Source organism: Rhodopila globiformis, from assembly GCF_002937115.1.
GTDB lineage: Bacteria > Pseudomonadota > Alphaproteobacteria > Acetobacterales > Acetobacteraceae > Rhodopila > Rhodopila globiformis.
Window position 1 is genome coordinate 1 of the sequence record NZ_NHRY01000263.1, and the last position, 15,511, is coordinate 15,511.

The window sequence follows — 15,511 nt, forward strand, 5'->3', positions numbered from 1 at the left end:
CATCATGCGGACGGCGCCCAGCAATCGCCATGGCCAGCGGCTGCGAAAACGTTACGGCAGGCTGCGCAGCCACCTCTTCACCTTCCTCGATTATCCCGAGGTCGGCGCCGACAACAACGGCTCGGAGCGCGAACTGCGTCCCACCGCGACCTACCGCAAGGTCACCGGCGGCTTCCGCTCCAAGTGGGGCGCTGACTTCTTCGCCGCGGTCCGCTCCATCATCGGAACCGCCGCCCGCCGCGGCATCGACGCCTACCAGGCCATCAAGATGGTTGTACAGGGAAACTCCGTGCTCGCTCCCACCTGAACACAGCGGGGGGGAGATGAGCAAATACCCTGATCCTGCTGATCGTCGTCGCCATCGACCTGCTGTCCGAGCAACTGCGGCATCGCCTCATCGGCGCCGCGGCATGACCGACACGCTCGATATTGCCGCCGAACGAGCCCGCCACCCGCAAGCGTTCCGTTCCGTGGGCCTGTGGCGCGGGCTGCTGCTTGGCGGCGCCCTGGCCCATCTCGCGTATCTGCTGTGGCTGTTCGACTTTGGCCGTGTCTTCTCGCAACTGCCGCGCGCCTGGGTGATCCTGCGGCTGATGCTGGACTGGTCGGGGTTTGCCGGCTGGGACCACGCGGCACTGTGGCGGTCGATGCTGGAGACCGTGGCGATGGCCTATCTCGGCTCCATGCTCGCGGCGGTTTGCGCCGTGCCGCTGGGCTTCCTCGGCGCGCGTAACGTCATACCCGAGCGCCTGTTCTACTTCGTCACGCGCCGCCTGTTCGACGGCCTGCGCGGACTCGACCAGTTGATCTGGGCGCTGGCGTTCGTGCGCGCGGTGGGCTCGGCCCGATCGCCGGCATCCTTGCCATCGCCGTCGCCGAAACCGGCGTGCTGGCCAAGCTGTTCGCCGAGGCGGTGGAAAACGTCGACCGCCGCCAGGTGGACGGCATCACCGCAACCGGCGCCGGCCTGCCCGGCCGCCTGCGCTTCGGCGTGCTGCCGCAGGTGCTGTCGGTGATGATCAGCCAGACCCTGTATGCCATCGAATCGAACACCCGCGAGGCGACGATCCTGGGCCTGGTCGGCGCCGGCGGGATCGGCCTGCGCCTGTCGGAGCGGATCCAGATCAACGTCTGGGATCAGGTCGCCTACGTGATCCTGCTGATCCTGGTTTCCGTTGCAATCATCGATGCGGTCTCCCGCTTCCTGCGCCTGCGCATCATCGGCGTTGCCGGACGCTGACCCGCTTGCCCGATCACCCCGGCCATGGGACCATCCCCGGAACAGCGAACAACGCCGTGGGAGTGAGACATGATCGAGGAGATCCGCGACATCGCCACACGCGCCGGAACGATGGAAACCTTCATCGTCCATCCCGAACGCCACGGCCCGCATCCCGCGGTCTTCCTGCTGATGGACGCCCCGGGCATCCGCGAGGAACTGTACGACATGGCCCGGCGGCTCGGCACCGTCGGCTACTACGTCGTGCTGCCGAACCTGTACTACCGCGCCGGCCGGGACACGAAGTTCGGGCCGGACGTCCTGACCAGGGACAGCGCCGAGTGGGCGCGGATGCGGGCGGTGCGCACGAAGATGACCATCCCGCCGGTGATGGAGGACATCGCCGACATGCTGTCCTTCCTGCAAACCGAGCCGGCCGCGAAGCCCGGCCCGGTCGGCGCGCACGGCTATTGCATGAGCGGTCCGTATGCGCTGGCGGCCGCTGCCCGCTATCCGGACCGCGTCGCCGCCGCAGCCTCGTTCTACGGCACCTGGCTGGTCAGCGACGCCGAGGAAAGCCCGCACCTGACGCTGGGCAAGGCCAAAGGCGAGCTTTACATAGCCTGCGCCGAACATGACGAGCTGGCGCCGCTGCAGATGGTCGCTGAACTGCGGTCATTGTTCGACGAATCCGGCAACGGCGGCGAGCTGGAGATGTATCCCGGCGTCCACCACGGCTTCGCCTTCCCGCAGCGCTGGTGCTACGACAAGCCCGCCGCTGAACGGCACTGGGAGCGTCTGATCGCGCTGTACCGCCGGCGGTTGGGGTGAAACCAGGGGTGGCGCTGAAGCGGGCTATCCCGCCTTGATCAACCCCGACGCTTCCATCTGCGCCCGCGACGCTGCCATGCTCTCGCCCACCGCCAGCGCCGCCGCCAGGGCCCGCCGCCCGACGGCCGCGTCCACCAGCACCGGCGCGCCGTCCAGGATCGACGCCACGAACGCGGCATGCTCGGCGGCGAGCGAATCGTGGTCTTCCCACGCCACGTCCTCGATGCCGTAGCCGGCGAGGCCCGGCGCCGGCTGCTGTCCGGGCGGGCCCGCGCTCTCGTCATCCGGCATGCGCCCGACCACCGTCAGGGTCCGCGCCGAGAAATCCGCCGCCATGTAGGAATCCTGGGCGAAAATCCGCATCCGCCGTTCGGTCCGCGCCGAGATCCGGCTGGCGGTGACCGTCGCCACCGCGCCGTTGCGGAAGCGCAGCCGGGCATTGGCGATGTCCTCATGCGGGCTGGCCACCGGCGCGCCGACGGCATCGACGCTGTCGATCTCGCTGTCCGCCAGCGCCAGCACGAGATCGAGGTCGTGGATCATCAGGTCGAGGATGACCGAGACATCGGTGCCGCGCGGCTTGAACGGCGCGATGCGCGTCGCCTCGATATACAGCGGCGCCCCGATGCGGCCGGCCATCGCCTGGTAGGCGGCGGAGAACCGCTCGAGATGGCCGACCTGCAGCACCAGGTTGCGCTCGCTCGCCAGCGCCGCCAGTTCGTCGGCCTGCCGCAGGGTCGCGGCGATCGGCTTTTCCACCAGCACGTGCTTGCCGGCGCGCATGGCTTGCGCCGCCAGGTCGTAATGCGCCTCGGCCGGCGCGGCGATGACCATGGCGTCGACCATGTCCAGCAGCTCGTCGAAGCCGCACTCCGGCGCGCCGGCTTCCCATCCCACGGTCTTCGCCCGCTCGAGGTCGGGATCGTACACCCCCATCAGCTGCGTGCGGCCGGAGGCGGCGATCTTCAGCGCATGGTAACGGCCGAAATGACCGGCTCCAGCCAGGCCGACACGCAGACGGGAGTCTATCATCGCAATTCCAACCGTGGAGGAGGGACGAACATCGAGGCTTGGCGTGCCAGACATCGCGGCAGGCTTTGTGTCAAGAGGTATCGGCAATCCGGGCCTGCGGCAACGCCCGGGGCCGCGGCATTGTCAGCCGGCGTCCCTGGCGTCATCGTTCTGGCCCTGCTGTCGCGGACGGCGAGGCCACCTGGTTCGAGCGCCTGCTGCTCGTCGGCGCGCATGGACCGCCCGGCCTTCTGCGCGTGGTCGGGGGCCGACGTGTCCGGCGCCGCTTGACATCCGGCGTGCGGTCAACCATTTCGACGCCCAACAACACGATCCGGGCCCCTCTGGCGGGACGTCGGCGCAGGCCGGCCAACCTTGCGATGTCGGATCACCGCATGCGATCTCGCAGCGGTCGATCCCGGCCCGTTCTTCCGAGCTCGACGTTGCTTCGCATGCGTTCCCTGACAGCAGCGGAGCAAGACCATGTCACTGCGTGAAAGCACACGTTCCAGGCAGCCCGCCGGATTTTCCGTATCGGCCCGCCCGGGGCCCCGAGCCTTCGACAGCCTGATCACCGTCGCGGCCGAAATGGCCCTGGCCGACGGGGAGGCCCAGCCTGCCGAGCATCTGGCACTTCTCGCATTTCTTCGGCAGCACGACATGCTGGCCACGCTCGGCCGCCGTGCGACGCTGGACCGGTTTGCGGCAGCGCTTGATACCGTGGCGGCCCGGCACGCCGCCGGCGAGCCCGATGCGCCGGACCTGGCCGGGATGCTGCGTCCTGTTGCCGGGACCCAGGCTGCCCGCCTGGTCGCGCGCGCAGCCGCCCATGTCGCCGCGGCCGACGGCGCGCTGCATCCGCGGGAACTCGCGCTGCTGCACTCACTGCACGCCGCCCTCGGCTTGATCCGGGCGGAGCAACCGGCATGAGCAATGGAGCCACCCCCACCATCCGGATCCAGGGAGAAGCCGTGGGACCTGTCGAAAAGCTGCGAGCGATGCTCGATGGGTTGCCCGACGGTTCGGTGACGCTTGGCGACGTGATCGATGCACTCGGGTCCGCCGGCACCGGCCTGTTCCTGCTGCTGCTCAGCCTGACGGCCCTGGTTCCGGGAATCGCGCCTGTTTTCGGTGCCGCCCTCTGCGCCATCGCCGTCGGGCTGGTCCTGGGGCATGAACAGCCGCTGCTGCCGGCGCGCATGCGCCGCTGGACACTCGACCCCGGGCGCCTGCGCGCCGGGCTGGACCGCCTGGCCCCGCGCATTGCCTGGCTGCAGGCGTGGCTGCGGCCGCGCGGCGATCACCTGCTGCGCGCATCCGGCCCGCGGATGCTCGGCGTTGCCAGCCTGATCAATGGCCTGTTGATCGTGCTGCCGATTCCGTTCGGCAATACGGCGCCGGCGATTGCCATGCTCCTGCTGTCGCTCGGCCTGGTGACGGGGGACGGGATCGCCGTCGCGGCCGGACTGGCGGCAACTGTTGTTGCCCTGGCCGTTGATGCCGCGTTCGTCGGGCTTGGCTTCGCCGCTGTCGCCAGCCTGGTCAACAGCCTCGTCTGACAGGCAGAACATGCGATGATGGATGTGCTCCCCGATCCGTGGCTGCTGGCCGATCCGCAACTGTGGGCCAGCCTGCTGACCCTGACCGTCATGGAGATCGTACTTGGAGTGGACAACCTCGTCCTCCTCGCGGTCATGGCCGATCGGCTGCCGGAGCGGCGCCGGGGGGCGGCGCGGCGGATCGGCTTGCTCGCGGCGCTTGGCACCCGCCTTGCGCTGCTGTCCAGCATCACCTGGATCATGCGGCTGACGGCGCCGGTCATCGCACTGTCATGGCACAGCTTTTCCTGGCGCGACCTGATCCTGGTCACCGGCGGCCTGTTTCTGGTCTACAAGGGCACAAGCGAGATCCACCACAGGATCGAAGGCGAGGCGCAGGCGGAAACAGCCCCGGCGCGCCACGCCGGGTTTGCCGCCACGATCGTGCAGATCGCGCTGCTGGATGTCGTGTTCTCGCTGGACAGCGTCATCACCGCCGTCGGCATGGCGAACCGCCTCGGCGTCATGATGGCGGCCGTCATCATCGCCGTCGGCATCATGATGCTGGCATCCGGGCCGGTGGCCGGCTTCATCAACCGTCATCCAACGGTAAAAATGCTGGCCCTGAGCTTCCTGCTGCTGATCGGCATGACGCTGATCGGCGACGGGTTCGGCGCCCATATCCCCAAAGGGTATATCTACGCGGCGATGGGCTTTTCGGCCCTGGTCGAGGCGTTGAACCAGGCCGCGGCCCGCCGCCGGCGCGGCCCGGCGAGGCCGGAAGGAACGCCGGGCGCGCCCGGCTGATCGTCAAACGGCACAGCCGGCACGGTCGTTTTTCGTTCCGAGGGTACGCAGGGACGCGGTGCTATCGCATGCGTGGCTCGCATATCCGGCGTGGGCATCCTGCCCATTGGGATGGGACGGGGGTGTGTTTGCCGCCGCAATCAAGCGGACACAGAGTTCCACGGCGTTTGCACGGAGGAAGTGGATATTGCGCTTCGCGCGAAGCGCCTGAAATCATCGAACGCCGCCACAGGGGCGACCATGTTGGAGGCACCCCGGACGACTCCGTGAAACTCCGTGCCAACCCCGTGTAACTCCGTGTTCGCTTGATTGCCGTCGGTGAAACCGGCACAGGCCTTGACAGTATGAGGCATGGCTGCAGCGGACCGTTTCCGAGGTTTGTGCATCCCGTAGGGACGCGCCCGGCCATGACGGTGAGACGATGACCCTGCGGAACCGTATTTTCGTAGCAGTGTCCAGCCCGATGGATCACCGCCCGGGAAAAGCAAACCGCTGGCATCCGGCACCGCCATGTGCTGAAACACGCCCGCATCGATCGAGGGAAGGTACCACGTGCGCATCACGATGATTGGCGGCGGCTATGTCGGCCTGGTGTCCGGCGCCTGCTTCGCCGAGTTCGGCACCGAGGTAACGGTGGTGGAAACCGATGCCAACAAGCTCGCCGCACTGCGCGAAGGGCGGATGCCGATCTATGAGCCTGGCCTCGAGGACCTTGTGCAGTCCAACGTCAAGGCCGGACGCCTCAGCTTCACCGGCGACCTCGCCAGCGCGGTGGCCGGCACCCAGGCGGTGTTCATCGCCGTCGGCACGCCGACGCGGCGCGGCGACGGCCATGCCGACCTCAGCTACGTCTATGCCGCCGCCGAGCAGGTGGCGCGGGCGCTGACCGGTTATGCCGTCATCGTCACCAAGTCCACCGTCCCCGTCGGAACCGGGCGGCGCATCGAGGAGATCATCCGCTCCACCCGTCCCGACCTGGACTTCGACGTCGCCTCGAACCCCGAGTTCCTGCGCGAAGGCAACGCCATCGGCGACTTCATGCGGCCCGACCGCGTGGTCATCGGCGCGGAAACCGACCGCGCGCGCGAGGTGATGCGGCTGCTCTACCGTCCGCTGTACCTGATCGAGGCGCCGATTGTGTTCACCGCGATCGAGACCGCGGAACTGACGAAGTACGCCGCCAACGCGTTCCTGGCGATGAAGGTCACCTTCATCAACGAAATGGCCGACCTGTGCGAGCGGGTGGGCGCCGACGTGCATGACGTCGCCCGCGGCATCGGCCTGGACGGGCGCATCGGCCGCAAGTTCCTGCATCCGGGGCCGGGCTACGGCGGGTCGTGCTTCCCCAAGGACACGCTGGCCCTGCTGCGCACGGCGCAGGACTACGGCGCCCCGTCGCGCCTGGTGGAAGCCACGGTCGCGGTCAACGACGCCCGCAAGTCGTCCATGGCGATGCGGGTGATCAACGCCTGCGGCGGGTCGGTGCGCGGCAAGACCATTGCGGTGCTGGGCCTGACGTTCAAGCCGGAAACCGACGACATGCGCGACTCCCCGGCGCTGGCCATCGTCTCCCGCCTGGTTGGCGACGGCGCGGCTGTCCGTGCCTTCGACCCCGAGGGGATGGAGCAGGCGCGCCCGCTGCTGCCGGACGCAGTGGTCTATTGCACCGATGCGCTGGACGCGGCATCGGGCGCGGATGCGCTGGTGCTGATCACCGAGTGGAACGAGTTCCGGGCGCTGCCGCCGGCGCGTCTGGGCGAGGCGATGCGCGGCCGGGTGCTGGTCGACCTGCGCAACGTCTATGATCCGGTGGCGATGCGGCAGTATGGGTTCACCTATTACGACATCGGCCGCTCGACACGATCCCTCTGATGGCCGATGCGACGCGCGAGTCGGCGTTCGACCTGCTGACGGCGGTACTGGAGCGGCGGCGGCCGCTGGAGGAAGCCCTGGACGCGCTGCCGCCGCAGCAGAGCCGGGACCGCGCCGCGGCGCACCGCCTGGCGGCGTGCGTGCTGCGCCGCACGGGCACGCTGGATGCGGTGCTGGAGCCGTTCCTGCGGCGGGAGCCGCCGGATCCGGTGCGCCTTGTGCTGCGTATCGGCGCCGCCGGCCTGCTGTTCCTGGAAACCCCGGGCCATGCCGCCGTTGCGACCGCCGTTGCCCTGGCCAAGGCCCGCGGCCTGGCGCCGTTCGCCGGGTTGGTGAACGCCGTCCTGCGCAAGATCGCCGTTGCCGGCTCCGCGGCGCTGGCGGATCTGGATTCGCCGCGGCTCGATACGCCGGCCTGGCTGTGGTCGTCCTGGGGACCCGACGCGCGCGCCATCGCCACGGCGCACCAGGCCGAGGCGCCGCTCGACGTCACCCTGAAGCCCGGGACGGCGCCGCCGGATGGCGGGGTGCTGCTGCCGACGGGCTCGGTGCGCTTCCCGGCCGGCACCCGGGTCGCCGACATCCCGGGCTTCGAGCGCGGCGCGCTGTGGGTCCAGGATGCCGCCGCGGCGCTGCCGGCCCGGCTGCTGAACGCCCAACCGGGGGAGCGCGTGGCCGATTTGTGCGCCGCCCCGGGCGGCAAGACCGGCCAGCTCGCGACGACGGGCGCGGCGGTCACGGCGGTGGAGCGCGATCCGGCGCGGGTGGCGCGTCTCGTCGCGAACCTGGAAAGGTGGGGCGCACACGCGGACGTGATAACGGCCGACGCGGCTGTCTGGGCCCCGCCGGCGCCATTCGATGCGGTGCTGCTGGACGCGCCCTGCAGCGCCACCGGCACGATCCGGCGCCACCCCGATGTCGCGCACCTGAAGCGCAAGCGCGACGTCGAGTCTTTGATTCGATCCCAGGACAATTTGCTGGATGCCGCGGCCTCCATGTTGCGGCCGGATGGCCGTCTGATCTACGCCGTTTGCTCGCTGCAACCCGAGGAGGGGGCGCCGCGCATTGCCGAGGCCGTCCGGAAAGGCCGCCTGCGCCATGATCCGTTCCGCCCGGAGGAACTGGGGGGCGTGCCGGAGGCGTTGACCAGGGACGGCTTCCTGCGCACGCATCCCGGCCTCTGGCCCGGCCGCGGCGGCATGGATGGCTTCTTCGCGGCGCGACTGATTCGCGTGTGAGTCGATATCCGGCGAGGCCGATGGCGGGGGATGGCGAAATTTATCCCGCCTTGTGCGGCATCGGCGCGGATGTTTACAAATCTCATATGGTTTCCACCGAGTCGCGTCCCGTCTTCACCGCTTCAGGTCTGTTCGCTGCCAGGCGCATGCGGCCGGCCGGGCGCCGGTCTGGGGCGGGAACCGGCGGCCGCATCGTCTTTGCCGGGTGCACCAGGCCATGAACAACGCCAGATCGGGACGCTGGCTGCGGGGGGCGAGGCGCGCGATGGCCCGCCTGCCGACGATGCGCATGGGCCGGGTGCCGGATGCGCCGGCGCTGTCGGTGCGCGATCCGTGGCCGGGCGATCCCTCGCGCGGGGCCCGGCTGATCAAGGGCGAGTATGAACACGGCGGCATGGTGATGCCGCTGCGCCAGGGCGGCTGGGGCGACCTGGCCGGCACGCCGGTCATGCTGGCCGGCGCGCACGGCTTCGCCTGGCTGCGCGACCTGCGGGCGCTGGGCACCGACGCGGCGCGGCTGCGGGCCCGGGCGCTGGTCGCCGACTGGATCACCTATGCGCCGAATGAGTCCATTGCGCATCGCCCGGATGTCGTCGGCGCGCGGATCACCGCCTGGCTCGGCCATTACGATTTCTTTGCCGCCACGGCGGACGACGCGTTCCGGCAGCGGCTGATGTCGCAACTGGTGATCGACGCGCGCAGCCTGTCCGCCGCCCTGCCGGCCGAGGAACTCGACGCCCGGGCGCTGACGGCGATGAAGGGCCTGGTCGCGGCCGCGGTCGCCTTGCGCGAGCATACCGGCTTCCTGACCCGCGCCCTGCGCCTGCTGCCGCAGGAGGTCGCCCGCCAGGTGCTGCCCGACGGCTGCCATGCCGAGCGCAGCCCGGCGGCGCAGTTGGCGGCCTTGCAGGACCTGACCGAGATACGGGCGCTGTTCCAGACCTCGCAGACCCAGCCGCCGCCGGTGCTGGGCGCGGCGATCGAGCGCATGGCGCCGGCGTTGCGGATGATGCGGCACGGCGACGGCGGGCTGTGCCTGTTCAACGGCAGCCGCGAGGAAACCCCCGCCCTGGTCGAGCTGGTGCTGACCCAGGCCGGCCGCGGCGGCCGGGGGCCGGTGTCGCTGACCGATGGCGGGTTCCACCGCATGCAGGCGGGGCGCAGCGTGATGATGGTGGATTGCGGGCTGCCGGCGCCGCCCGGACTCGACCGCTTCGCGCATGCCGGCACGCTGTCGATGGAACTGTCCGTCGGCCGCGATCGGCTGATCGTGAACTGCGGTGCCTTCCCGGCTGGGCCACCGGAATGGCGCGACGCGGCGCGGTCCACCGCGGCGCACTCGACGCTGGTGGTCGCGGATATCAACAGCAGCGAACTGAAGCCCGAGGGGCTCGGCCGCCGCCCGACCGTGGTGGAGGTGAACCGGCAGGAGGCGGCCGGCGCCCATTGGCTGGATGTGTCGCACGACGGCTGGAAGAAGCTGTTCAACGCCGTTCACCGCCGCAGCCTGTACATGGCCGAGAGCGGCGAGGACATCCGTGGCGAGGACCTCGTCGAAGCGCCCGAGCCTCAGCCGTTCACGCTGCGCTTCCACCTGCACCCGGATGTGCAGGCGAGTTTGCAGCAGGATGGCAGCACCGTGCTGCTGCGGCTGAAGTCCGGCAGCTTCTGGCGCCTGCGCGCCGACGGGGCGCGGATGAGCCTGGAGGAAAGCATCTACCTGGGCGGCCCGGAACCGCGCCGCAGCGAGCAGATCGTCCTGAGCGCCTTCGCCGACGACCCGCAGCACGTCAAATGGGCGCTGAGCAAGGTTGAGCGTGCCGGATAGCGCTCTGTGGGCGACAGGATAAGCAGTCTGGCGGCTCAGGATAAGCGGGCTGGCGGAGCAAGGTCTTCGCCCCCACCATCATGGCCGGGCGTGTCCCGGCCATCTGCGCTTCGTCGGCGGGGGGTGGATGGCCGGGACACGCCCGGCCATGACGGTGGGGCAACGGACCAGGCACCAAATTCTTCCCCAGCCGCTTGCCCATCCTGATGCCCGCGGGTAACGCCTGGAAAGCCTGATGAAAATCATCGAAATAACCAACGTGGACTTCTCCCTGCGGCACTTCCTGCTGCCGCTGATGCGGGCGATCCGGGCGGCGGGCCACGAGGTCGTCGGCGGCTGTGCCGAGGGGCCGCTGCTGGACTCCGTGCGCGCCGAAGGGTTCCGCGTCATTCCGCTGCCGTTCGTCCGCCGCCTGTCGCCGTTGGCGCATGTGCGGGCGTTCCGGTCGCTGGTGGCGATCCTGCGGGCGGAAAAGCCTGACATCGTGCATGCCCACATGCCGATCAGCGGGTTCCTGGCGCGGCTGGCGGCGCGGGTGGCCGGCGTGCCGACGGTTGCCTATACGTGCCATGGGTTCCTGTTCAATCACCGGTCGTCCTCGCTGCCGCGCCGCGCGCTGTCGTTTGTCATGGAGTGGCTCGCCGCGCGCGTGACCGACGTGTTCCTGACGGTTTCCGAGGCCGAGGCGCGGGACGCCCGCCGGCTGGGTATCGCCGCGCGGGCGGAAGCGGTGCGGAACGGGCGTGATCCGCGTGTGTTCCGTCCTGATCCGGTTGCCCGCGCCCGCATCCGGGCGGAACTGGGCGTGCCGCAGGATCGCGTCGTTATCATCGCGGTGTCCCGGCTGGTCTGGCACAAGGGCTATCCCGAACTGGCCGTCGCCATGCGGTCCGTGCCGGAGGCGGAGCTCTGGGTCGTGGGCGAGCGCCTGGACAGCGACCGCGGCCCCGACATGATGGCGCTGCTACGGGACGCCGGGCTCGGCTACCGGCTGCGCCTGCTGGGCTACCGGGACGACATCCCCGCGCTGCTGGCCGCCGCCGACATTTTCACCCTGCCGAGCCGGTTCGAGGGGCTGCCGATGTCGGTGATCGAAGCGATGCTCACCGGCCTTCCGGTCGTCGCCACGGACGTGCGCGGGCCGGACGAGCAGGTGCGGCACGAGGTCACGGGCCTGAAGGTGCCGGCGGGCGATGCGGCGGCGCTCGGTGGGGCGTTCGCGAGGCTGGTGCGGGATGCGGCGTTAAGGGCTCGGATGGGGCAGGCGGGGCGGCAGCGGGCGCTGGACTGCTATGACGAGGCGAAAGTCCTCGCGCGGACGCTGGACCTGCTCGGCTTGTCGGTTTATCCCGCCGCGCTTGCAGTATCACGGGATCGAGCGCCATGAGCGACACTGTTTCCATCCGACGGGCTTTGATCTCCGTCTCCGACAAGACCGGGCTGGTGCCGTTCGCCCGCGCCCTGGCGGATCGGGGCGTTGAAATCCTGTCCACCGGCGGCTCCGCCAAGGCTCTGCGTGAGGCGGGCGTGCCGGTGAAGGAAGTCTCCGACCACACCGGGTTCCCCGAGATCATGGACGGCCGCGTCAAGACGCTGGTGCCGCAGATCCACGGCGGCATCCTGGGGCGGCGGGACCTGCCGGAGCATGTCGCGCAGATGCAGGCGCACAACATTGCGCCGATCGACCTGGTGGCGGTGAATTTGTATCCGTTCGAGGCGACGGTGGCGAAGGGCGCGCCGTTCGAGGATTGCGTCGAGAACATCGACATCGGCGGCCCGGCGCTGATCCGCGCGGCGGCGAAGAACCATGACTTCGTCACCGTGCTGACGGACCCGGACCAGTACGAGGAGGTGCTGGCCGCCCTGGCGGGCGCGGGCGGCACCTCGCTGGCGCTGCGCCGGCGCCTGGCGGGGGAGGCTTACGCGCGCACGGCGGCGTATGACTCCGCCATCAGCGCGTGGTTCGCGGGGCAGCGCGGGGAAGCGTTTCCGAAGCGGCTGAGCATCGCCGGCAGCCTGCGGCAGACGCTGCGCTATGGCGAGAATCCGCACCAGGCGGCGGCGTTCTATGCCACGGACGCGCGCCCGGGCGTGGCGACCGCGGTGCAGGTGCAGGGCAAGGAACTGTCCTACAACAACTTCAACGACACCGACGCGGCGTTTGAGTGCGTCTCGGAGTTCGAGGCGCCGACGATCGCGATCATCAAGCACGCGACGCCGTGCGGGGTGGCCTCGGCGGCGACGCTGGCCGAGGCGTGGGATGCGGCGTTCCGCTGCGACCCGGTCTCGCCCTATGGCGGCATCGTCGCGGTGAACCGTGTTCTGGATGCGGCTGCGGCCGAGAAGATCGCGGCCATCTTCACCGAGGTGATCATAGCGCCTGACGCGGATGAGGCGGCGAAGGCCGTGGTGGCGCGGAAGAAGAACCTGCGGCTGCTGCTGACCGGCGGGATGCCGGACCCGGCCTCGGGCGGGTTGACGTTCCGCAGCCTGTCGGGTGGCTTCCTGGCGCAGACCCGCGATGCCGGGCGCGTCGGCGCGGCGGATGTGAAGGTGGTGACGAAGCGCGCGCCGACGGACGCCGAACTGGCGGACCTGCTGTTCGCCTTCCGGGTGTGCAAGCACGTCAAGTCCAACGCCATCGTCTATGCGAAGGGCGGCGCGACGGTCGGCGTAGGCGGCGGTCAGCCGAATCGCGTGGATTCGGCGCGGATCGCCGCCTGGAAGGCCGAGGAAGCGGCGAAGGCCGCCGGCCTGCCGGAGCGGCTGACGCAGGGCAGCGTGGTGGCGTCCGATGCGTTCTTCCCGTTCGCCGACGGGCTGGAGGCGGCGATCGCGGCGGGGGCGACGGCGGTGATCCAGCCGGGCGGGTCGATCCGCGATGCGGACGTCATCGCGGCGGCGGATGCGGCTGGGATCGCGATGGTGTTCACTGGGATGCGGCACTTCCGGCACTGAGGTTTGGCCCGCAGGGGTGTGATCCCTGCGGGCTCTTGCGCGGCTTTGAAATGGGCGCTGGTTCCGGCCCTGGCCGGATCAGCCGGAATCGACGTGCGGTATCGACCCGGACCGGCTATCCTGCCATCGGAGGTTCGCATGGGTGTCGTTCAGGTCCGGCTGCCGGACAAAATCCGGGCAATGATCGGCCGGCAGGTCGCCGAGGGCCGTGCTGCGGACGCATCCGATTTCCTCGCCGAGGCAGCACGCCGCTATGCGGAGGAATTCGAGCTGGACGCCGAATGCGTGTCCGAGGCCAAGGCGGGCATCGCCGATGTCGAGGCCGGGCGGTTCCGGACGGTTTCGACACGCGAGGATCTGGCAGCGTTGGAGGCCGAGGTCATGGTCCGCGTGCGTGAGCGGCTTGCCAGGACCTGATGCCCTGGCGAACGCGGACGGCACCTCGCTGGCGCTGCGCCGGCGCCTGGCGGGGATCGCGATGGTGTTCACCGGGATGCTGCACTTCCGGCATTGAGGTGCGTAAGCGTTGGGAACTGCGTCAGCGTTGGCGGCTTACGGTCGCACGCCGCAGCGCTGCAGCAGCCTGACGGTCAGGCTCCGAAACGCCGCGTAGCATTCCAGCACTGCCTGCTGATGGCCGCCAAACGCGCCATCCGCGGGCTTCAGCAGAAACATCGGCTTCCGCGCATCCTGCGCCAGCGGCATGAGGGCGCGGAAGTCCCTGAGAACGGCAAGGCAGTTCGGATCGTCTTCGACGCTCGGGTATTGCGGAGGCCGTGACAGGATCAGGCGCGCATAGTCGCCGGGACTCCGCGACAGCCAGCGCCTGATGAGTCGGGCGATCGGTCCATGCGCGGGGAATGCCGCATGACGATATAGCCGGCAGGCGCCATTGAACCGGTTGGCAGGTCGATGCCGGGCGGACGGCGCTGATGGCGGATACGCCGCTGGACCCGCGCTGCATTCAGGGCGCCAGCAGCATAGAACAGCCCCTGCGACGAAGCCATATCCGCCGGCAGAGGGATGACAATACTGTCGCAGGCAAGCAAGCGGCCTGACTGGTGGCCAGACCCGTCCCCCACCGTCATGGCCGGGTCGCCGCTGTGGCGCAGATGGGCGGGACATGCCCAGCTATGACGAGGACACAACGATCTATCTCAACGCCGGCTGGTATTACGCCGTGGACAAGTTCTGATCGACGTACAAACCTAAGCCGCTGGGATTGAATAACCTAACGGCTTAGGCTAAAGTCACCCGCCATGAAGGTCTTCGATGTTCCCGGGGTGGGCGACGCGCTCATATTCCCCGACGATCATCCCCCGCCGCACGTGCACTTCGTGCATCGCGGTGAGGGGTGGACCGTCAAGGTTCGCTTTTCCTTCCTCAGCGACGTCGTCGGCCGCTATGGCGAGATCAGGATGGTGGGGCATCGTCCCACGGTGCGGACGGTCAACGACGTGCTGAACGAGGTCGAGGCGAACCTGCAGCGGTGCCGGGAGCGTTGGTGGTCCTTGCGGGGAACGACCGGACTTGACGGCCGCTGGGCCGAAGTGTCGCCGACGGGGATGGTCCGGCTGCCTTTGGCGCCGCCCCAGCGACCGCGCCGGGTGGCGCGGGCGACGTATCGTGCCCAGACCAAGGAGGTTCGCCTTGTCCTGGACGACGGTTCCCGGCACGTCATTCAGGCGGGGCGCGGAATTGAAGAGGCGGAGGAGTGGTCATGACCGAGCAGTGGACGATGCCGGCCCGTCGCCGTGTCACGCAAAAAGAGATCGACCGGGCGGTGCAGGCCGATGCCGAGATCGCGCGCACGGAATTCCGTGCCGTCGCGGTTTCGTACGACGAGTCAGCCGATCGGGTGAACTTCAGCCTCCCCGGCGGCGAGGTTCTCGCGGTCCCGCGGGCTTCGATCGACGGCCTCAGTGAACTCTCGCCCGCGGACATGCATGGCCTCCGGCTCTGGCCGGACGGCGTGCTCCTGGAGATCCCCGAGCGTGACGTCCATCTCCACGTGCCGCGGCTGCTGGCCCGTGCGATAGAGGTCATCACGCCGCCCGCGGTGTTGACCAGTATCTTCGGGCGTGTCGGCGGCTCCGTGACGTCCGAGAAGAAGCGTCTTGCTTCGATAGCCAATGGCAAGCGTGGAGGCAGGAAGCCGAAGCCGCAGACGGCCCTCGGATGAGGTGAAGGCGCCATCGGCATCGCACAG

General features: G+C 69.4%; 16 protein-coding genes. 15 read left to right on the top strand and 1 reads right to left on the bottom strand.

What is annotated here, in order from left to right:
- The 4 genes from CCS01_RS36255 to CCS01_RS28455 all read left to right on the top strand — a co-directional run.
- The coding region (locus CCS01_RS36255) for an IS66 family transposase (protein WP_146102008.1) at positions 1-307 on the top strand (307 nt) is incomplete at its 5' end.
- A gap of 103 nt (positions 308-410) precedes the next feature.
- A complete protein-coding gene (locus tag CCS01_RS28450) occupies positions 411-1,016 on the top strand; it encodes a PhnE/PtxC family ABC transporter permease (protein WP_239992447.1) in 606 nt (201 codons plus the stop codon).
- Positions 899-1,240, top strand: coding sequence for a PhnE/PtxC family ABC transporter permease (locus tag CCS01_RS35525; protein ID WP_239992445.1), 342 nt, complete (start codon positions 899-901; stop codon positions 1,238-1,240). Before CCS01_RS28450 ends, CCS01_RS35525 begins: the two co-directional genes overlap by 118 nt.
- Positions 1,241-1,309: 69 nt before the next feature.
- Complete coding sequence (locus CCS01_RS28455; RefSeq protein ID WP_104522151.1) at positions 1,310-2,050, top strand: dienelactone hydrolase family protein; 741 nt, start codon at positions 1,310-1,312, stop codon at positions 2,048-2,050.
- Positions 2,051-2,074: 24 nt separating this feature from the next.
- On the opposite strand, the gene CCS01_RS28460 is transcribed toward CCS01_RS28455, so the two are convergent.
- A complete protein-coding gene (locus tag CCS01_RS28460; protein WP_104522152.1) occupies positions 2,075-3,082 on the bottom strand; it encodes a Gfo/Idh/MocA family protein in 1,008 nt (335 codons plus the stop codon).
- 462 nt (positions 3,083-3,544) lie between these two features.
- Between CCS01_RS28460 and CCS01_RS28465 the strand changes: the two genes are divergently transcribed.
- The 11 genes from CCS01_RS28465 (at position 3,545) to CCS01_RS28515 (ending at position 15,484) form a co-directional block, all read left to right on the top strand.
- On the top strand, positions 3,545-3,991 hold the full coding sequence (locus CCS01_RS28465; RefSeq protein ID WP_104522153.1) for a TerB family tellurite resistance protein: 447 nt from the start codon (positions 3,545-3,547) through the stop codon (positions 3,989-3,991).
- Positions 3,988-4,620: an exopolysaccharide biosynthesis protein gene (locus CCS01_RS28470; RefSeq protein WP_104522154.1), complete on the top strand. Its 633-nt coding sequence runs from the start codon at positions 3,988-3,990 to the stop codon at positions 4,618-4,620. Before CCS01_RS28465 ends, CCS01_RS28470 begins: the two co-directional genes overlap by 4 nt.
- 15 nt (positions 4,621-4,635) lie before the next feature.
- On the top strand, positions 4,636-5,406 hold the full coding sequence (locus CCS01_RS28475; RefSeq protein ID WP_338050010.1) for a TerC family protein: 771 nt from the start codon (positions 4,636-4,638) through the stop codon (positions 5,404-5,406).
- A gap of 552 nt (positions 5,407-5,958) precedes the next feature.
- Positions 5,959-7,278 carry a UDP-glucose dehydrogenase family protein gene (locus CCS01_RS28480; RefSeq protein ID WP_193540176.1) on the top strand — a complete coding sequence of 440 codons (1,320 nt, stop codon included), beginning with the start codon at positions 5,959-5,961 and terminating at the stop codon, positions 7,276-7,278.
- A complete protein-coding gene (locus CCS01_RS28485) occupies positions 7,278-8,516 on the top strand; it encodes an RsmB/NOP family class I SAM-dependent RNA methyltransferase (protein WP_104522155.1) in 1,239 nt (412 codons plus the stop codon). The genes CCS01_RS28480 and CCS01_RS28485 overlap by 1 nt, the downstream gene beginning before the upstream one ends.
- A 217-nt stretch (positions 8,517-8,733) precedes the next feature.
- Positions 8,734-10,344 carry a heparinase II/III family protein gene (locus CCS01_RS28490; protein WP_193540177.1) on the top strand — a complete coding sequence of 537 codons (1,611 nt, stop codon included), beginning with the start codon at positions 8,734-8,736 and terminating at the stop codon, positions 10,342-10,344.
- A gap of 235 nt (positions 10,345-10,579) precedes the next feature.
- Positions 10,580-11,731: a glycosyltransferase family 4 protein gene (locus tag CCS01_RS28495; RefSeq protein ID WP_104522156.1), complete on the top strand. Its 1,152-nt coding sequence runs from the start codon at positions 10,580-10,582 to the stop codon at positions 11,729-11,731.
- Entirely contained in the window at positions 11,728-13,302 is a 1,575-nt protein-coding gene (purH, locus tag CCS01_RS28500; RefSeq protein WP_104522157.1) for a bifunctional phosphoribosylaminoimidazolecarboxamide formyltransferase/IMP cyclohydrolase, read from the top strand. The genes CCS01_RS28495 and purH overlap by 4 nt, the downstream gene beginning before the upstream one ends.
- Positions 13,303-13,440: 138 nt before the next feature.
- Positions 13,441-13,719 (top strand): hypothetical protein, encoded by a 279-nt coding sequence (locus CCS01_RS28505; RefSeq protein WP_104522158.1) that lies wholly within the window; start codon positions 13,441-13,443, stop codon positions 13,717-13,719.
- Positions 13,720-14,561: 842 nt separating this feature from the next.
- The gene (locus tag CCS01_RS28510) at positions 14,562-15,026 is read left to right on the top strand and encodes a hypothetical protein (protein ID WP_104522159.1); all 465 of its coding nucleotides are present in this window, start codon (positions 14,562-14,564) and stop codon (positions 15,024-15,026) included.
- Positions 15,023-15,484 (top strand): hypothetical protein, encoded by a 462-nt coding sequence (locus CCS01_RS28515; protein WP_104522160.1) that lies wholly within the window; start codon positions 15,023-15,025, stop codon positions 15,482-15,484. The genes CCS01_RS28510 and CCS01_RS28515 overlap by 4 nt, the downstream gene beginning before the upstream one ends.
- The last annotated feature ends 27 nt before the right edge of the window (positions 15,485-15,511 follow it).

Excerpts from the sequence above, each read along its gene's own strand:
- CCS01_RS28450 (WP_239992447.1), top strand. The coding sequence starts at position 411 with ATGACCGACACGCTCGATATTGCCGCCGAACGAGCCCGCCACCCGCAA.
- CCS01_RS28455 (WP_104522151.1), top strand. The coding sequence starts at position 1,310 with ATGATCGAGGAGATCCGCGACATCGCCACACGCGCCGGAACGATGGAA.
- CCS01_RS28465 (WP_104522153.1), top strand. The coding sequence starts at position 3,545 with ATGTCACTGCGTGAAAGCACACGTTCCAGGCAGCCCGCCGGATTTTCC.
- CCS01_RS28470 (WP_104522154.1), top strand. The coding sequence starts at position 3,988 with ATGAGCAATGGAGCCACCCCCACCATCCGGATCCAGGGAGAAGCCGTG.
- CCS01_RS28510 (WP_104522159.1), top strand. The coding sequence starts at position 14,562 with ATGAAGGTCTTCGATGTTCCCGGGGTGGGCGACGCGCTCATATTCCCC.
- CCS01_RS28475 (WP_338050010.1), top strand. The coding sequence starts at position 4,636 with ATGATGGATGTGCTCCCCGATCCGTGGCTGCTGGCCGATCCGCAACTG.
- CCS01_RS28460 (WP_104522152.1), bottom strand. The coding sequence starts at position 3,082 with ATGATAGACTCCCGTCTGCGTGTCGGCCTGGCTGGAGCCGGTCATTTC.
- CCS01_RS28495 (WP_104522156.1), top strand. The coding sequence starts at position 10,580 with ATGAAAATCATCGAAATAACCAACGTGGACTTCTCCCTGCGGCACTTC.
- CCS01_RS28490 (WP_193540177.1), top strand. The coding sequence starts at position 8,734 with ATGAACAACGCCAGATCGGGACGCTGGCTGCGGGGGGCGAGGCGCGCG.
- CCS01_RS28485 (WP_104522155.1), top strand. The coding sequence starts at position 7,278 with ATGGCCGATGCGACGCGCGAGTCGGCGTTCGACCTGCTGACGGCGGTA.
- purH (WP_104522157.1), top strand. The coding sequence starts at position 11,728 with ATGAGCGACACTGTTTCCATCCGACGGGCTTTGATCTCCGTCTCCGAC.
- CCS01_RS28505 (WP_104522158.1), top strand. The coding sequence starts at position 13,441 with ATGGGTGTCGTTCAGGTCCGGCTGCCGGACAAAATCCGGGCAATGATC.
- CCS01_RS28515 (WP_104522160.1), top strand. The coding sequence starts at position 15,023 with ATGACCGAGCAGTGGACGATGCCGGCCCGTCGCCGTGTCACGCAAAAA.